Source organism: Thermoactinomyces sp. CICC 10522, assembly GCF_016055075.1.
Lineage (GTDB): Bacteria > Bacillota > Bacilli > Thermoactinomycetales > Thermoactinomycetaceae > Thermoactinomyces_A > Thermoactinomyces_A daqus.
In genome coordinates this window covers 1-18,002 of record NZ_JAECVY010000015.1, presented here as the reverse complement: position 1 = coordinate 18,002, position 18,002 = coordinate 1, and the positions used below count along the sequence as shown (strand labels likewise).

The following is an 18,002-nucleotide window of genomic DNA, read 5'->3' as shown; positions in this document are numbered from 1 at the left end:
TATAACCGATCAACTTCATCAACGTATTGCTTTTTCTTTACCCTTCAGTCCAATTTGGACATAGTTTTAAGACATCTATCCAATTTTCAATTTTTAGTCGAGTGACGAAATAATAGGATCAATGCCATTTTACTTGATTGACAGGTATCCCTTTAAAGTTCCTCGCACTCCACTTTCATCCACTCATCGAGAAAAGTCACGTCGAGCTGATATCCCCGGTATACATAATCTACCCCCCGCAATGCGATGGCGATTGCTAACTGATTAGGGAAAGATTAAACGATTTTTTAGGAAAAAAATCCATAAACAACTAATTCTTTTGATTTATAATAGAGTTTGATTTTTATATAAATAAGGTGGAGATTTTTATGTTATTGGTAGAGGACACACGGAAAACGATTCGAAAGCACACCATAAAAATGCTGTTTGATGCCTATGAAGGCGGTCAATTAAACTTAAGCAAAGAGAAACGAGCCATTAAATATGCCAAAATGAAAAAAAGTCCTTTTCATTTTTATAGAGGAAGCGCGGTTCTCTTTTATGAAGATCTGACCAAACTTCCTCTTCCTTATCAGACCACGGATGAACATCCGACTTGGATCCAAGGAGATCTCCATTTTGAGAATTTCGGCGCCTTCCAGGCGAAAGACGGCCAAATTGTGTTTGATATCAATGATTTTGATGAAGGCTTTCTCGGATCCTACCTTTATGACATTATTCGCAATAGCGTCAGTATCGGACTTTACGCCGAAATGCTCGGCTACTCGGAAGAAAATCAAAGTGAATTAATGGAGCGCTTCTATCAATATTATGCCAAACAGCTCCAAACGTTTGCTGATCGTAGCCACGCTGTTAAAACACTTTTTAATAAAGAGGCAACATATGGACCTGTTAAAAATCTCCTGGAGAATGTTGAAGGCAAAAAACCGAATGAAGCTTTGTTAAAGATGACGATTGTTGAAAATGGAAAGCGGCGATTCAAACGAGGAAATGGACTTGAATCCCTTGATCTAAAAGAGAGACAAGCACTTGAAGAAGCGTGGAATCAGTATCTTGACACGTTAGATCAAACTAATCGTCAAGGCCGCGCGTATTTTCGCATTAAAGATGTCGTCAAGTCGTTTGGGGCGGGGATTGGTTCGGTTGGCCTTAATCGTTACTTTATATTGATCGAAGGCGATGATGACGACAATCAAGAGGATGATGTAATACTTGAAGCAAAGGAAGCGCGTCAGCCTGTGACCGCACACTTTTTCCCTGCCCATCCCGTGTTTACCGAGGAAGGAGAAGGCATACACCACGGAAAACGCGTGGTTATGACGCAAAAAGCGATGCACCATCTCGAAGATCCTTATCTCGGATGGATGACGGTTCAGGGCCGCCATTATTATGTCAGGGAAAATTCTTCTTATCAAGATGAGTTGGACCGGGATCATCTCAAACACTTTGCGTCTATTTTGGCGACGGTCGAAATCATGGGGCAAGTAACCGCAAAAGCGCACGCCCGTGCGGACCAGGATGTTCATGACAAGATTGAGCACCAAAATGAACAAGCAATCTTAAACGCAATCGGGGATGACTTTGACCGGTTTGCCAAAGATCTTACCCGCTTGGCGCTGTATTATAAAAAGCAAGTTTGTGCGGATTATAGGCTTTTTGTAGAGTGGATTACGGAAGAATACGAATGTGGGTTTTCCGCATAACCTTTAACCCTGCCGTGTAAAGAGCGGCAGGGGTTTTTGCTGGTGGCACGGAGCGGATATAATGCAGGAAAAATGACATATGAATGAAATGATCATCTGATGGTTTGCCCGGCCTTCTCTTTGATTGGAGGTGGGAAGGAACCGATGAATTATGGTAAGCAAAAGAAACGGGATCGCGCGAGCAAAACGGCTCAATTTGTGGCTTTTTTCGGGCGCTGGAGTATTCCTTTCCGAATGAAAGGCGTCTGTTTGAAGATCCTTTTGCGGTAAGATTTCTCAGTCCCCCATTGCAAGCGGCCGTCTGCTTGTCCCGGGTTCCTTTCCCGGGAAGGTGATCCCCTATTTTGTCGATTGTTTTGGCCCGGGCGCGAGAGTATCTGGGGTTGCCCGAACCCGATTTTATGACCATCTGACAAATGCTTTGGCTTGTCTGCTTCTCTTTTAATTCAAACGCAGACGCTACGCCTTTAACGATCGCATGTACTTGTTGAAATCCTCTCAAAATAACCAGGTTTCCCGGTTACTTTGGAAGCGAAAGGGGCTCGCATTCCCCTTTCCCCAAATGATCCATACAATAAAAACCCCTGCCTTCTTTGCAAATGCGGCAGGGTCACATGCAGACTATATCTTTAATTCGCCCAATCTTACCAACTCCACCACGGCTTGGGACCGTCCTTTCACATGCAACTTTTGCATGACGTTACTGATGCGTACCTTTTGCAAACTTTGGGACATGTTGATCTTTGTTAGTAAACTTCATTATACGATCTATAATGCTCCCTTAAGCTTCCATACGTAAGAAGAAAGGGGGCGTTTTATGGTGAAACAAAAGTTAACTGTTGAGCAGAATACGGAGTTCGTGCTGGTATTGATTTTACTAGGTGACACTATCTCCCGTAGTAGTAGAGCAACCGCAATATTATCGGTGGCGGGAAGCAATTAAGGCGGACTAAACGCCTTAAAAAACAGGAGTTTCTAAACGGAAGCAAGAGTTAGAAAAGTAATTGGAAAAGGCTAAAGGTTCTCATCAGAGAAAAAGAGATCCAGATTGGAGATTCTCCTAAAAAAGACAAATTGGGGTCGAAGGTAAAAAACAGGGATCTGTGCGAATCCTCCACACCGAAGGTATTCGGTCCCACAAATCACGGCTGCCCTTGGAATCAACTGCACCGATAGATATACTTTGTTCAAGGACAAGGAGCCAAACAACACCTACAATCTGACGATCCAGAGATTCGACTGTTTAGACACATTTTAACCGACTCCTTAACCTCCTACGCTTAGCTCGCAGGATTACTCCTGAGAACCCAAGACTCGCTACTGGTGACTCTCTAGTCTACCCAGGCAAGGTTCTCAACTGCTAAATTACACAACCTCCCGATCGTATCGAAACTTGAGTTAGAATTTCTGGATGAGAACGACACCCGCAATGAGCAAAACTGCCCCAACAATGCGTAGCGGATTAAGGTGATGAACTTGAAATCCCAACAAGCCAAAGTGGTCAATTATTAGCGAGGTTAGAAACTGTCCCGTAATCGCCAACCCGATGAACGCTGCTGCACCGATACGAGGGCCCGCAATAATTGTAATACAAATGTAAAACGCTCCTAAAATTCCTCCTAACCAAACCCACCAAGGCGCGTGATGCATCCGCTGAAATCCTTTCCATGGAGAATGTGTCGCTAAACAATAAATCAGCAATGCAATGGTGCCAACCATGAATGATATAAATGCCGCCAGGTTTGAACTACCAATCCACCTTCGAAGTTGCGCGTTAACACCAACTTGGATTGACAAAGCTGATCCTCCAAGTAAACCTAGAACAATATAAAACCAATACACATAATTCCCTCCCTAATGATTACGTCATTATTATATTTTCTATAGACAGAATAAACTGCTAAAAAAGATGAAAAACAGAGTGCAATTTCTGTCGCGTAGTTGCACTCTGTTTCATTTGTGATTTGAAAATTATCCAATGTAGGCCAGATATCTCACTTACTATAATCATAGCCTTACGCCCCAGAAAACCAGCATGAACCATTTTCCGCAATAACGGGCTTCGGATCTCCAAGATTGTGATACAACACTTCCATAACTCCTAATACCGTATCAAGTCCTGCGAAATCAGCCAACTCTAAAGGAACCATTGAGCTTAATCGCTGTATCTACATCTTTCGGATCTTCTCCCTCCATGACCATGAACATCGATTCATTCCACATGGGGACAAAAATCCAGTTAACAGTAAATCCTGGAGAATCAGTTGGAACCTACCAGCATGATTTTTTCAACCATCTTTACTCTCCCTTCCCTTTATAAACAGCCGAAGAATATTCTCTGCTGCATCGACGAGATATGAATATGCATTCGACATTGCCTGTTCTTCGGTAATCGGACCAGGAAAAATGCTAAAGAAACAGTCAACTCCAACTTGATAAAGGGATTCTATATGCTCACCAAGAGCTCCGGACAGACATACGATAGTTTTTTGATAAGGCTTTGCCCGCTTTGCTACCTCGGATACTGCTTTGCCAAACGCAGTTTGAAAATCAGTTTTACCTTCACCTGTAATAATCAGATCGACATCTTGTATTTTTTCCACGAAACAGAAAAGATCTAAAATCACATCAATACCTGGCTGTAGTTCTGCATTGCAAAATGCGACGAGCGCTGCACCGACTCCACCTGCAGCACCGCCACCAGGAATATCAAGAACGTCAGTTTCCAAATCTATTCGAATTCTCTCAGCTAAACGCTGGAGATTCTGATCAAGCAATGCAACCATTTCCGAAGATGCGCCTTTTTGAGGTCCATATACCACTGAGGCGCCGTTTTTACCACATAAAGGATTCGATACATCACACATCACACGGATTGGAACTTCTTTCAACCTTGGATGCATGTTTTGGATATCTAGTTTTGCAATATCCCCAACATATGCTCCACCCGAAGGGGATTTCTTCATTATTCGCGTTCAGCGCGCGAAGTCCTAACGCTTGTGCCATGCCTATACTGCCGTCGTTCGTCGCACTGCCGCCAATCCCAACAATGATTTCTTCGACTTCAGGTCGGTCTAACGCTTGGCAAATCATCTCACCTAATCCGTAAGAAGTTGTGTACAACGCATTTCTTTCTTCTTTAGTTAATAATGTCAGTCCAGATGAATTTGCCATTTCGATAATTGCAGTATTTTTGGTCAATCCGAAATATGCAGGGACTTTTCGCCCGATTGGGTCTGTCACTTCACATAAAATACGTTCACCATTCAATGAATTTAAGACCGTAGCAAGTGTCCCCTCGCCGCCATCTGCAATAGGGATTCCATAAACGTCAATATTTCCACACCTTGTTGCCGCTTCTTGAATCGCTCTTATCACATCATTAGAAGACAAACTCCCTTTATACGAATCTGAGGCCACGAATACCTTCATACAACGGCCTCCCGAAATATGTTTTCATCCATCACTTTAAGATCTGGAGATATGATTGGCTCAAATTCCATTTGTGAAAGAATATTTTTCTCGAGGTCAATACCCGGTGCAATCTCAATGAGTGTCAAGCCGTCCGAACTCAGTTTGAAGACAGCTCGCTCTGTTACATAAAAGACAGGTTTTTGGTGTTGCGAGGCATATCTCCCACTAAATGTAATTTGCTCAACATTTTTTACGAATTTTTTGTTTTTTCCTTCGCGGACAATTTTTAATTTGCCATCTACAGCGTTTACTTCAAGACCTCCGTTCGTGAATGTCGTACAAAATACGACTTTTTTTGCAGGTTGTGTCACATCAATGAATCCTCCGCATCCAACCATGCGACCTCCAAATTTGCTCACATTCACATTACCGTCTTGATCAATCTCCGCTGCACCCATAAATGTAATATCTATACCGCAACCATGATAATGATCAAATTGGCTGGCATGGTCTAAGATGGCATCTGCATTCACGGTAATCCCGAATTCGTTTTTGCCTACGGGAACACCACCAACAACACCGGATTCAATAGTTAAAATCATGTCATCCAGTAAGCCTTCTTCGGCACTCACCGAGCCAATAACATCCCCTGGAATGCCAATGCCCAAATTGACAATGGAACCTTTCGACAATTCCATCACCGCGCGTCGGCCAATGATTTTACGTATATCGAGCGGTAATTTGCGCAATTCATCAACCGGGACTCGGATATCTCCCGAATACTTCGGATGATAGACTGAGCTCGGAACCTGCCGGTGGTCTATCTCCGGATTCTCAACGATGACAGCATAGTCAATTAGATATCCAGGTATGACTACATCCTTTGGATGAATGGTCCCGTACTGCACCAAATACTTCGCCTGGACAATCACTTTTCCGCCTCGTGCCTTCGCTGCTTGAGCAGCGGATAGGATCTCGAGCTTCAACGGTTCTTCTTCAGCGCTCAAATTTCCTTTCTCATCAATTTTTGTCCCTCGAATCAGCACGTAATCAAAAGAAATTCCTTTATAAAAGAGGTATTCTTCACCCAAAATTGATAAAACTTCAACCGGGCTATATCCACTTTGTTTTGCCTTTTCGTTAAATTTACCGCCTTCGATTCTTGGATCAACGAAAGTTCCGATGCCAATCGGCGAGAAGTGGCCAGGTAGTCCATTTGCCATCGTTCGAAATAAATGAGTTAATTGACCTTGCGGCAAACAATAAGCCTCTACAAGGTTTTCCTCAATTAAAGAGCGAGTTTTGGGCAACAACCCCCAATGTCCGCCAAAAATCCGGGAAACTAATCCTTCCAAAGCAATATATTCAAGCCCATTTGTTCGATCAGATTGGCCAGCAGCGTGAAAAATGGTCAAATTTCGCGGATGTCCAGACTCCAAAAATGAATCACGGATTGCCTTAATGACTGCGTCGCATTGTCCCATGCCACCGAAACCCGTAAGAGCAATTGTTGACCCATCCGGGATCTTTTTCACTAAATCTTTAGGTAGAACAAATTCCATTTCAACCACCCCTACTGTCGCAGCTTAGGTTCACGGGAATATGCAATTAAAATCACCAGCAAAGTCAACCCTTGTACCAATTGGCGAACGCCAGGCGGAAAACCAATTGCTACTAAAACACTTGTCAACATCGTTAAAACAATCGCACCAAATGCTGAGCCTATGAGGGTTCCTTCACCACCGACCAGCTTCGTTCCGCCAATCACTACCGCCGCAATTGACAACAACGTATAGTCACTTGCCATCTGCAATTGTGCATTTCCGGTATATCCAACGAGAATTAACCCAGCTAACGCACTGATAATGCCAGAAATCATATACGTAAGAATTACGGTACGATTGACCTGAATTCCCGATAATATCGCTGCATTCCGGTTACTACCTACCAAAAACAACCTTTTTCCAAACAAGGTCATATTCATTATCAATCCGAAAATCACCAGTACAACAATTGTTAAAACTAATAACCATCTAATTGGGCCAACAATTGGCTGCCCTACAGCAAGAAGAACTTTAGGAATTGCGCCTGACGGTTGCCCTTTCGTATACGCCACCGTAAACCCATTGACTACAGACGTCATAATCAGTGTCATGACCAGAGGAGGAATTCCAAATCGCTGAATACCAAATCCGTTAATAAAACCAACAAGGGCACCTATCAAAACTAGAAGAACAATGGCAATTGGCAAATTACTTGCTTTTCCATGAATAAAACTAGCTCCAAGTAGAGCTCCCATTGACATCACGGCGCCAACTGAGAGATCAATTCCTTCACCACCGGAAACAATAACCAATGTCTGTCCTACTGCCGCAATGGCTAGAATACTTGCCACAGCAAGGATATTACCGATATTATTCAAAGCTGCAAAACCAGGGCTGATAATCTGCCCTAACATAAGCAGAACAATGCAGGCAATAATAGAGGGAATATATATATTTTTTCGTAAAATAAACCAATTCGCTTTCTGTTTTGAGAAGAGAATGGTCTTTTCCATTTTCCGTTCCATCTCCATGTCTTACACTCCTAAGCATCAAATTTAAATTTACGTAAAAGCGAAATAGATCCGATAATACCGAATAGAACGATAACACCTGATACCAAATCCTGATAGAAAGGAGGGATATGCACTGCCAAAACAGTTGTTGAAACCAAACCTAAGAACAATGCTCCAAAAATCGCACCTAGAGAATCGCCGCTTCCACCCATAAGAGAAATTCCGCCAATGACACAAGCAGCAATGGCATTTAAGGATATAGGGAGTCCCACTAATGGATCTCCACTTCCTATACTTCCTGTCAGCGCTATCGCGCCAATTCCAGTCACGAATGCCGCAAACACATAGGTGAAGAACTGAAGCCATGAAACGGAAATCGCAGAAACAAATGCTTTTCGCTCATCCCGCCCCATTGCATATAACCATATGCCGATAGGTGTTTGAGACAAGAGGTACCACAAAAGCCAGACAAAAACGATAAAATAAATTGGAGTCGGAATCCCAAACCAATTCCCGTTGTACCAAGTGATAAAATTCATAGAGGCTTGCCCTCCTGGGGTTGGCATTACCCAAAGAGCCAGACCTGCTGCAACGGAAGATGTTGAAAAAGTTATCAATAAGGGATTAACTCTCAAGAATCCAATGACAAATCCATTTAAAGCACCCATGGCAACAGCGACTAACAAAGCAATCACCGAGGCGGAGAACATATCAAACCCCTTGCCTACCAACGTGATAAGCACAACATTTACCAATGAGACAATTGCCCCTAAAGAGATATCTATTCCCCCGCCAAACAAGACGACTGCCGAACCAATTGCAACACAAACCAAAGGAGCATAAGATCCGAAAAAACCGGACAATGATGACAAGGATAAAAATCCCGGTGTGATGATCGAATTGATTACCGCCATCACAATCAATAGAACCAAAACGGGAAACGACGACCATTTCAAGATTTTCATAATTACGCTCCTCTCGGCATCGAAGCTGAAATGATGTTTTCTGTAGTAATATCTGAACCCGTTAAGATTCGAACAATTTTTCCTTCATACATGATAAAAATTCGCGCAGAAGGTGCCATACGAGCGAGCTGAACGAGTTCTTCATCATCACTTGACACCAAAACAACGCTGGAACCTTGTTGAATTAGATTACACAACATATTGTGCACATCCAACCGTGCTTGAACGTCAATACCCTTGGTAGGGTCGTCAGCTAGCAAAATTTTGGGATTGGTAACTATCCAACGGCCTATCACAACTTTTTGTTGGTTTCCTCCGCTTAGTGTTCGAATGGGTTGTTTTACGTTCGCAAATTTGACCCCTTGTTCGCGCAATATCGCATCCGTATCAAGACCTTTTTGCCCCATGACAAGTTCTGTAACTGCAGCGAGATTCTCGGTAAGGGAACGTACGCCGAATACCCCCTCTTTTTCTCGGTCTCCTGAGATGAACGCCATTCCAGCAGCGACCGCCTGCCGCGGATTGGAAAGGTACATATCATTCTCCCCGAGTTTCAAACGAATTGAACCTTTCATACCGAATAAAGTTCGAACCAAATCAGATTGACCGTGTCCTTGTAAACCAGCTATTCCAACAAATTCTCCAACTTGAATCTGTAAATCAACTTTGGTTCCAAAACGAGACAGTTCTATGTTCGAAGCCATTAACAGCGTAGAGCCATCCATTTGAGAAACAGTTTCGGTATGTGAATGAATAATATCCGTTACTTCTCGCCCGCTCATCATCGACAGTAATTCGTTCTGATTCTTCTCTTGGATGCCGACTGTCGCGATCGTTTCTCCATTTCGCATGACTGTAACAGAATCACAAATGGAATAAATTTCAGACATTCTATGAGAGATGAACAAAACTGCAGTGCCCTCCTCTTTTAAACGGAAAAGCGTCTGCTTCACTAATTCAACTTCTTCACGGTAAAGAGCTGAAGTTATCTCATCTACAATGAGAACTTTTGGTTTTTGAATCAATGCTTTCGCAAATTCAATCATATATTGTTCGTTCGGAGCGAGTTCAGAGACCTTTTTGCCTATGAGATGAGAAAGTTTCAAGTCGTTTAAAATTTGTTCAGCTCTATTTTTGACACTTTTCTTATTGGTGAAAACTCTAAAACTCCGGGGGAGATCGCATATCAATAAATTCGTCTCCACTGTGTGATTTGTGAATAAACTAAGTTCCTGCGACGTGATAATAATACCCTGGCGTTTGGAATGTCGCGGTGTATGAATAACACACGGTTTCTCAAATAATCTGATTTCTCCTTGATCTGGTCGAACCGCACCACCCAGAATTTTTGCCAAGGTACTTTTTCCGGATCCGTTGCCACCCAAAATTGCCCGAATCTCCCCAGATTGTACAGAGAGACTGGCATTTGAGAGTGCCCTAACAGAGCCGTAAGACTTTTGAATGCCGATACACTCGAGAGCGTTCACATTTAAACCCTCCTTTGAATCAGGTTTGCAGGCTGCCCAGGCAGCCTGCGCAATCCAATATCATTGGAAATAGGAATCGACTTGTTGCTGCGATAAAGAAGCATCCAAAGAAGCTCCGTCAGGTTTACCTTCTCCAAGCTTAACAGCGTCATCTAAACTAATCGCCTTTGTGAATTTCAGGTTTTTCATCCATGTTGCATCTGGTTCTGCATTTTTCGTGACAACATATGGCGGATCAACCAATATTGCGTTTTTCAAACTCGAATCTAACGGATTGGGTTGTAATGCATCAGGTTTCAACTGCTTCCCTTTTAAGAGATTAATCGTGAATTTGAGTGCATCAACTCCGATCCCAGGTGCATACGGCACAGCGATCGAATCAAGATTCGGCATCGACTGCCATTTCCGCAAGAAACCGAAAGTATAATCCCCCGTCATTATCGGCGGATTCTGATTCGCGACTTGATAGGCACGCAGAACACCTTCCGCCATGACGTCTTGTTCCAAGATGCCGTCGATATTCTTGTACGTCGACAAAAGCGTAGACATTGCGGATTGAGCAGCTGCTTCATCCCATTTTCCAGGCACGGAAGCCAGAACTTTAATGTTAGGATACTGGCTTAACACTTTTTTTGCAGCGTTTTGGCGAATCGTGTCTGCCGTATTGCCTGGAAGACCTGTGATTTCGACAATATTTCCTTTGTTGTGAAGCTTAGCGGCAATCCACTCTGCTTGGATTCGCCAGAAAGCATCGTTGTTTCCGACTACAGCGTAGGTTCCTGGATAAGCGGCAGGGTCATTGGTTATGACAACAAGAATTCCTTTCGCCTTCGCTTTCGCGACAATTGGACCAAGAGAGGTTGCAGACACGGGGTCGATCATCAACGCATCGACTCCGGAGTTGATCATTGTATTAAGTTGGTTAATCTGCTGAGTAACGTCTGCATTGGAATTGGCGACTTGCAGATCTTTCAGCGTGCCATCTGCCTCATATTGTTTGGCTGCATTCTGCAAATCTTGGACAAATTGCGTCCGCCAAGTATTCCCGAAATAGCCGTTAGCAAATCCGATAACAAAACCACTCTTTTTGCCGTGGCCCCACGTTTGGTTCGATGTTGCGGAAGAATCGTTTCCACAAGCCGTTAAAGATAATGCCAGTAAACCTGCAATGACAGAAGAAAATAGTGCTTTCTTTTTCACAAATTTTACCCCCTGATCTTCTTTAAAGAGTTGGAAAATCACAGGTCTGATACTTTTTGATAATGGGTTCATGCCCCGGCAATATACGATCGGCAACGCTTCGGACTCGCTCCATGCTGTCAAATATGTCTTTGGTGCTCGTCAAAATGCCAGCCGGAATATTCTCTCGAATATTCACGAGCAGATTTGAGACATCTCCGGAAATGCAAAGGTTACCCTCTTCAGTTTTTACGAGAACCGATTGATGCCCGTCCGAGTGTCCAGGTGTTGGGAATACCTTAACACCAGGGACCACTTCCACTTCATTGTGAACAAATTTCCAAGCAAAATAATCGACAGAATCAAAAAGTTCAGATAAGTAAATACCTTTTTGGCTCGGGATAGGGTTGTGGGCAGCTTTCCATTCTGTTTCCTGGAGGATAAAGCGAGCCTTTTTAAATAATTTGTTATTCCCGCAATGGTCGTAATGAAGGTGCGTGTTGATGATAATGTCTACATCATCTGGACTCCAGCCAAGGCCTTGCTTTAACGCCTCGACAATATGTTCATCATCCGCCTGCGCGCAAGGTCCGCAATTATCCCTTACCCACTGTACGTCATGAATCCCTGTATCAACGAGGATGTTGTAGCCCCCGCCGTAAACGGCTGTTGCCCATATAGGAATAACCATCGACTGACCAAAATCTTGGAAATAGGTGAGGGTAGACTTCTCTACGGTCAATTCGCCCATTTTTAAGGCTATTACCTTCCAAGTTTGCGTCACGTGTGAACTCTCCTTTTTCGATTAAAGAATCATACCGCCGCCTACATTGAGAACTTCGGCTGTGATATATCCAGCCTCGTCAGAAGCTAGAAACGCAATCAGGTTTGCAACATCTTCCGGCTTGCCTGCTCGTCCCATTGGAATTTTGCTGATCATTATGTCCCAAACTTTTTTCGGAACACCCCGCGTCATGTCCGTGTCGATAAACCCAGGGCAAATCGCATTCACGGTAACGTTGTATTTGGCGAGTTCGCGTGCGGCTGTTTTAGAAAGTCCGACAACTCCAGCCTTGGAAGCGGCGTAGTTGGCTTGTCCAATATTGCCTAGCCAACTTGCGGAGGCAATATTAATAATCCGACCGTATTGTTTTTCTCGCATCAGTTGTGCTGCTGCTTGTACGCAATGGAATGTACCCGTAAGGTTTACCGCAATCACTTCATCCCATTGTTCGCGCGTCAATTTATGAAGCATACCGTCCCGGTTGATTCCCGCATTATTGACCAAAATATCAACCGTGCCATACTCGGTGACCACTTTGTTAAATAACGCTTCGACATCTTCTTGTTTCGCAATGTTACACGGCACAAAAATTGCTTCTCCACCGTTTTCTTTAATCAAGAATACAGTATTTTCTCCATTTTCCGCACTTATATCCACTACAGCAACTTTTGCACCCTCTTTTGCCAGCTTCACCGCAATTCCTTGACCGATTCCGCGACCGGCACCTGTAACGATTGCAATCTTTTCTTTTAAGCGCATATTTACTCTCCCTTTCCTTTTAATAGATTCTTCAATCCAAATGCATGGTTTTGATAAATGGAAGGATTCGTTACATTCAAGTCGCGTGAAATTGCCGGTACAAATTCCATTTGCTTAAGAATGTCTCTTTCCAAGTCGACTCCAGGAGCGATTTCGGTGAGTTCCCAGCCGTCTTTCGTCAACTTGAAAACAGCACGCTCTGTAACGACAACTACGTTCTGCCCTCTTTCCATCGCTAACTTCCCATTAAACGAAATCTGTTCAACTTCATTGACAAATTTTTTTTCAGACCCTTCTCTACAGATGTTCAAACGGCCATCCGAAAATTCGACGCTGAGTCCGCGAACAGTAAATGTAGTACAGAAAACCACATTTTTTGCGAATTGAGTAATATCAATAAATCCACCAGCACCGGTTGAACGGCCTGCAAATTTAGTCGAATTTACATTTCCATGGCGGTCAATCTGCCCCACTCCCATAAATGTGAAATCAACACCCGTTCCGTTGTAAAAATCGAATTGGGATGTATGCTCTATCAAAGCTTCCATGTTTTTAGCGATACCGAAATCAATCCCCCCTAAAGGGACACCGCCATATACTCCGGATTCGACGGTTATAAGAATATCATCGGACACTCCTTCTTCAACAATCACACCGCCAATCTCATCATTAGGAATACCAGTACCTAAGTTAATTATTGAATTTGGTTTTAATTCCATCGCAGCGCGGCGACCAATAATTTTTCTTACTGTGAGTGGGGTAGGTTCAACACTATCCAGCGGAACTCGAATATCCCCGCTATATGCTGGATCAAAGTAGAAACTGGAGGTTTGCCGGTGATCAACTTCCGGATTATCTGAGACGACGACCACATCAACGATAACACCCGGGATAACGACTTGTTTTGGATGTAAGGTCCCTTTTGCTGCAACACGTTTAACTTGAACAATAACTTTTCCGCCGAATCGCTTAGTCGCAAGAACTGCCGGCAACACCTCGAGTTTCATCGCTTCATCTTCAAATGTAATGTTTCCGTTTTCATCAGCTGTAGTCCCCCGAATCAAACATACATCGATAGGGATTTGGTGATAGAAAAGGTACTCCTCACCTTGGAATTCGATGAAATCAATTAGATCGGGAAGTTCACGAGTCCGCTGATTCATTTTCCCCCCTTCAATGCGCGGGTCTATAAATGTTCCCAACCCCACTTTGGAAAGATGGCCTTTATGGCCAGCTCCCATATCTCGCAATAAATGGGTCACCTGTCCTTGAGGTATACAGTAAGCTTCTACGTGATTCCCGGAAATCAGCTCCATCCATTTAGGAGCTAATCCCCAATGAGATCCAATAATCCTTTTCGTCATCCCAATATGCGCAAGATGTTGAATGCCGCGCTCTCGATCACATTGACCTGCTGCGTGGAAAAGCGTTAGATCCCGAGGATGCCCAGTTTCGAGAAACCGCTGTTCCAACGGTTTCAAAACACTTTCGGAAGCACCTACCAAGGTCATTCCAACAGTCAAGAGGGTTTGACCGTCTTGGATCAATTCCGCGGCTTGCGAACCACTTAGAAACACTGGACGCATACTGTTTCCCCTCCTACTGACAGTTTTCATAAACTGTAGTAATCCCTTGGCCACCACCAATACACATACTGACCAATCCGAATTGCACATTGCGGCGTTTCATTTCGTGCAGCAACTTCACCGTCAATATTCCGCCTGTCGCACCGATCGGATGACCTAGCGCAATTGCACCTCCGTTAACATTGACTTTTTCTACATCTAAACCTAGCTCACGAATTCCAACGATGGTCTGAACCGCGAATGCCTCATTTAGTTCGATAAGGTCAATGTCTTGTACCGACAATCCAGCGCGTTTTAAGGCTAATTGCGTTGCCGGTACGGGTCCGTATCCCATCGTCGCCGGATCGCATCCTGCCACGGCAAAGCTCTTCATTTTTAACAGCGGTTTTATTCCATATTTTTCTGCGGTGTCAGCCCCCATCAAGACAACAGCACCAGCGCCATCGTTGATCCCAGAAGAGTTCCCCGGAGTGACTGTACCACCTTCCACAAAGGCAGGTTTCAATTTCGCTAAACGTTCCATTGTAATACCGATTCGAGGATGTTCGTCCACTGCAAAGGAAACGGTGTCCTTCCCCTTTTTCACTTCGATCGGAAGAATTTCTTTTTTAAAGACTTCATTTTGAATCGCTGCAGCAGCGCGTTGTTGTGACAACAAAGCCCATTCATCTTGCTCTTGACGACTAATCCCGTATCGGTTTGCAAGGTTTTCTGCGGTAACTCCATTCGGATATGGACCCATGGGCCAGGTCAGGATAGTCAGCAAACCGTCTTCAAATTCTCCATGGCCGAAACGGTATCCAAACCGCGCCTTACGGACATAATATGGGAGCTGATTCATATTCTCAGTTCCGCCGGCAACAATCACATCAGCATAACCAGCTTGAATTTTGAGTACTGCTGAGTTAATTGCCTCCAACCCAGAACCACATTGCCGGTTTACCGCATATGCTGTTGTTTTTAACGGAAAGCCAGCTTTTAAAGAAACCATTCTTCCTAAAAAGCCACTTTCCGCAACTTGCCCAACATTACCGACGATCACTTCATCTACATCATCCGGAGATAATCCCGCTCTTTTTACTGCTTCAGCATATATCATGCCGCCAAGGTCAGCCTGATGAACATCCGCTAAACTTCCACCCATAGTACCCACTGCACTGCGAACACCACTAACAACAACAACTTCACGCATCCCATTCGTCTCCCTTCATTTTTTGGAAACGTTCCCAAAACCGCGTGCTAAAATGGTTCAAAAACTAACCGAATACCGATTGTTCAGTTTATCGAAAAACATGTATACGTAAATCTGTCGAAATTGTAATTATATTAAATTTAATTAATAATGAGAGCGTTCCCAATATTAATCATGCTACCACTGATTTTATAAACCAGAAAAATGTTTTCGCTTACAAAAATATCAGCGAGAAAAGTCCAGTTTGAAAGCCTTTTCACTATGAGGGTACTTCCTTAGAAACTGGAGCTGTCGTCGAGCGAACTACTAATTCCGGCATAAACGTCATACGCTGTGTAAAAGTTTCCGTATTGCGAATCCTTTCAATTAAAAAAGACATCGCCATGGCGCCCATCTGATAATGCGGTTGCCGAATTGTCGTAAGACCAATCTGTTTCACCCCTGCATAAGGCAAATCATCGTATCCAACAATGCTTACATCGTTTGGTATGTTGACACCTTGCTTTTGGAACTCATCCATCACCCCTAACGCCATGATATCGTTTGCGACGAATATCCCCGTTGGACGGTTGGATTGAGAAAGCCATCTCCGAGCAAACTGGCAACCACTTTCCAGTCTTAAATCACCTTGAACGATATCTCGTTCATTAATTTTTATACCGTATTCTCGCAACGCCTGTTTGAAACCGGCTATCCGTTCTCGACTAGCCGTGGATAGCGATGGTCCTGCTAGATGAGCTATGCGGGTGTGCCCCAACTCAATCAAATGCTTTGCCGCAAGATAGCCACCTTGAAAATTATCAACAAGGACGACATCTGTTTCTAATGAACGTATATAACGGTTGAGCATCACAATCGGACATTTGATGTTCTTCAGAACCGGTACCAACTCTTGCGTGTCTAAAACTGACATCAAAACCAATCCGCTGAAACTGAATTGTTGAGCTGCTTGGAGATAAAAAAGTTCACGATCGATGTCATAGTCTGAGTTGAAAAATACAACCATGTACCCGGATTTGTGAGCGACATCCTCAACTCCTCTCGCAATTTCCGCATAAAAAGGGTTGCGGATATCACCAATGAGAAGACCAATCATTTTTAGACTGCCTTTCACTAATCCTTGAGCAATTGGATTGGGCCGATAATTTGATTTCCGAATGACTTCCTCTACCAACTTACGTGTCTCAGGTTTAACATTCGTATGCCCTGATATAACTCTCGATACCGTGGACCGAGATACTCCGGCTAAGCGAGCAATTTCATTAATAGTAAGACCTTCACGATTTTCTGCCATGTTAACCTCGCCTCTTAAATTTTGGGATCGCTCCCACCAGCTACACTTCAAATATAAATTATTACTATATATCTGTCAATTTATATTTTTTGTATTTTACATAATAATCATTCATATCGAATTATTATTTATAAATTAATCATATTTTTATCTTTTAGAATGAATATGAAAGTTTCTACATTGTAGGGTGAAATATCGGCGTTAGTTTTACTGAGGCTTTTTAAAAAATAAGCCATGTCGGTCTTCCCATCTGGATGAATCACCATTTCATCCAGCAATGTCCCTGAATACCTGTAATAAATCTTGCTGTTCCCCTTCCAGTACTTCAAACGCTTGCCGGATGTATCAATATCTCTTCCTCCAGCTCGTTTCTTTTCTCTTCAATCTCTTGTTTCCAAATTAATTGATATAAATACAGATCCACCAAGCTTTTCTTTTTCTCCCTCCCAATGTTGCACTTGTTTTTGAATGACTTAAGCCCACTTCACTCCCAAACTTAAAAACAATTGATTTTCCTATTTCCTTCAGACTTCAATCACGAAACCACGAACATCTTCATAGGTGATCGCCAATGGTTGACGCAGCCGACCGTTCCGGAACGACGATAGTTGGAACATTTCATATGGCGGTATGTACGCTTTGAGCCATCGGATCACTTTTTGATCGTTTGTACTACGACCATATTAGAAACACATTCACTGCATTTACAGATTCTTAGTAAATCATTCCAGAGTGTTATGCTACCTTTCTCTTTATTTCCTTCTTTCGGATTGGATTTTTCCCAGGTTGCCCGAGAGACAATCGTTCACATGATGATTTTTAAATACCAGCCATTTCTCTCTGGGGTTGCGGATTTGTTTCTTACGCCCGCCGATTTTTATTTTGATAAATTGATGTAAGATAAAATCCACGTTATAAATGGGGTTTTGAATCAATTGTTGTTTTCTTTTGTCAACGCCGGGATTAAATTGACCCACTTCAGCCGGTTTAAAATTGACCCACCCCGGTGCCTCATTTAGCCTTTGAAGGTTCCCCGTAAACTCCACTCGTCAGCTTCTCACGCAATCGGTAACTCTGTCCAC

General features: G+C 43.3%; 15 protein-coding genes and 1 pseudogene. 1 reads left to right on the top strand and 15 read right to left on the bottom strand.

What is annotated here, in order from left to right:
- Positions 1-368 precede the first annotated feature (368 nt).
- Complete coding sequence (locus tag I8U18_RS14940) at positions 369-1,703, top strand: DUF2252 domain-containing protein (protein WP_198064923.1); 1,335 nt, start codon at positions 369-371, stop codon at positions 1,701-1,703.
- 621 nt (positions 1,704-2,324) lie between these two features.
- Here the strand turns inward: I8U18_RS14940 and I8U18_RS14935 are convergent.
- From I8U18_RS14935 to I8U18_RS14865, 15 genes and pseudogenes are all read right to left on the bottom strand, one after another.
- Positions 2,325-2,414, bottom strand: a pseudogene (locus I8U18_RS14935) (helix-turn-helix domain-containing protein); the annotation flags it as partial.
- A gap of 687 nt (positions 2,415-3,101) precedes the next feature.
- Entirely contained in the window at positions 3,102-3,545 is a 444-nt protein-coding gene (locus I8U18_RS14930) for a DMT family transporter (protein ID WP_198064921.1), read from the bottom strand.
- Between the two features lie 285 nt (positions 3,546-3,830).
- Positions 3,831-3,899: a hypothetical protein gene (locus I8U18_RS17835; RefSeq protein ID WP_232336410.1), complete on the bottom strand. Its 69-nt coding sequence runs from the start codon at positions 3,897-3,899 to the stop codon at positions 3,831-3,833.
- Positions 3,900-3,991: 92 nt separating this feature from the next.
- The gene (locus I8U18_RS18040; RefSeq protein ID WP_255518420.1) at positions 3,992-4,606 is read right to left on the bottom strand and encodes a glycerate kinase family protein; all 615 of its coding nucleotides are present in this window, start codon (positions 4,604-4,606) and stop codon (positions 3,992-3,994) included.
- Positions 4,563-5,135, bottom strand: coding sequence for a glycerate kinase (locus I8U18_RS18035; RefSeq protein ID WP_198064919.1), 573 nt, complete (start codon positions 5,133-5,135; stop codon positions 4,563-4,565). Before I8U18_RS18035 ends, I8U18_RS18040 begins: the two co-directional genes overlap by 44 nt.
- Complete coding sequence (locus I8U18_RS14910) at positions 5,132-6,679, bottom strand: acyl CoA:acetate/3-ketoacid CoA transferase (RefSeq protein ID WP_198064918.1); 1,548 nt, start codon at positions 6,677-6,679, stop codon at positions 5,132-5,134. Before I8U18_RS14910 ends, I8U18_RS18035 begins: the two co-directional genes overlap by 4 nt.
- An 11-nt stretch (positions 6,680-6,690) precedes the next feature.
- Positions 6,691-7,692 (bottom strand): ABC transporter permease, encoded by a 1,002-nt coding sequence (locus I8U18_RS14905; protein ID WP_198064917.1) that lies wholly within the window; start codon positions 7,690-7,692, stop codon positions 6,691-6,693.
- Positions 7,693-7,703: 11 nt separating this feature from the next.
- Positions 7,704-8,639, bottom strand: a complete 936-nt coding sequence (locus I8U18_RS14900; RefSeq protein ID WP_198064916.1) for an ABC transporter permease — start codon at positions 8,637-8,639, stop codon at positions 7,704-7,706.
- Between the two features lie 2 nt (positions 8,640-8,641).
- Positions 8,642-10,126, bottom strand: coding sequence for a sugar ABC transporter ATP-binding protein (locus tag I8U18_RS18275; RefSeq protein ID WP_198064915.1), 1,485 nt, complete (start codon positions 10,124-10,126; stop codon positions 8,642-8,644).
- A 60-nt stretch (positions 10,127-10,186) separates the two neighbouring features.
- The gene (locus tag I8U18_RS14890; protein ID WP_198064914.1) at positions 10,187-11,326 is read right to left on the bottom strand and encodes an ABC transporter substrate-binding protein; all 1,140 of its coding nucleotides are present in this window, start codon (positions 11,324-11,326) and stop codon (positions 10,187-10,189) included.
- A gap of 22 nt (positions 11,327-11,348) precedes the next feature.
- The gene (locus I8U18_RS14885) at positions 11,349-12,089 is read right to left on the bottom strand and encodes an N-acyl homoserine lactonase family protein (protein WP_198064913.1); all 741 of its coding nucleotides are present in this window, start codon (positions 12,087-12,089) and stop codon (positions 11,349-11,351) included.
- Positions 12,090-12,110: 21 nt separating this feature from the next.
- Positions 12,111-12,848, bottom strand: a complete 738-nt coding sequence (gene fabG / locus I8U18_RS14880) for a 3-oxoacyl-ACP reductase FabG (protein ID WP_198064912.1) — start codon at positions 12,846-12,848, stop codon at positions 12,111-12,113.
- 2 nt (positions 12,849-12,850) lie between these two features.
- Positions 12,851-14,434, bottom strand: coding sequence for an acyl CoA:acetate/3-ketoacid CoA transferase (locus I8U18_RS14875; RefSeq protein ID WP_198064911.1), 1,584 nt, complete (start codon positions 14,432-14,434; stop codon positions 12,851-12,853).
- Positions 14,435-14,447: 13 nt separating this feature from the next.
- Positions 14,448-15,626 (bottom strand): thiolase family protein, encoded by a 1,179-nt coding sequence (locus I8U18_RS14870; protein ID WP_198064910.1) that lies wholly within the window; start codon positions 15,624-15,626, stop codon positions 14,448-14,450.
- A gap of 259 nt (positions 15,627-15,885) precedes the next feature.
- On the bottom strand, positions 15,886-16,920 hold the full coding sequence (locus I8U18_RS14865) for a LacI family DNA-binding transcriptional regulator (protein WP_198064909.1): 1,035 nt from the start codon (positions 16,918-16,920) through the stop codon (positions 15,886-15,888).
- Between the last annotated feature and the right edge of the window lie 1,082 nt (positions 16,921-18,002).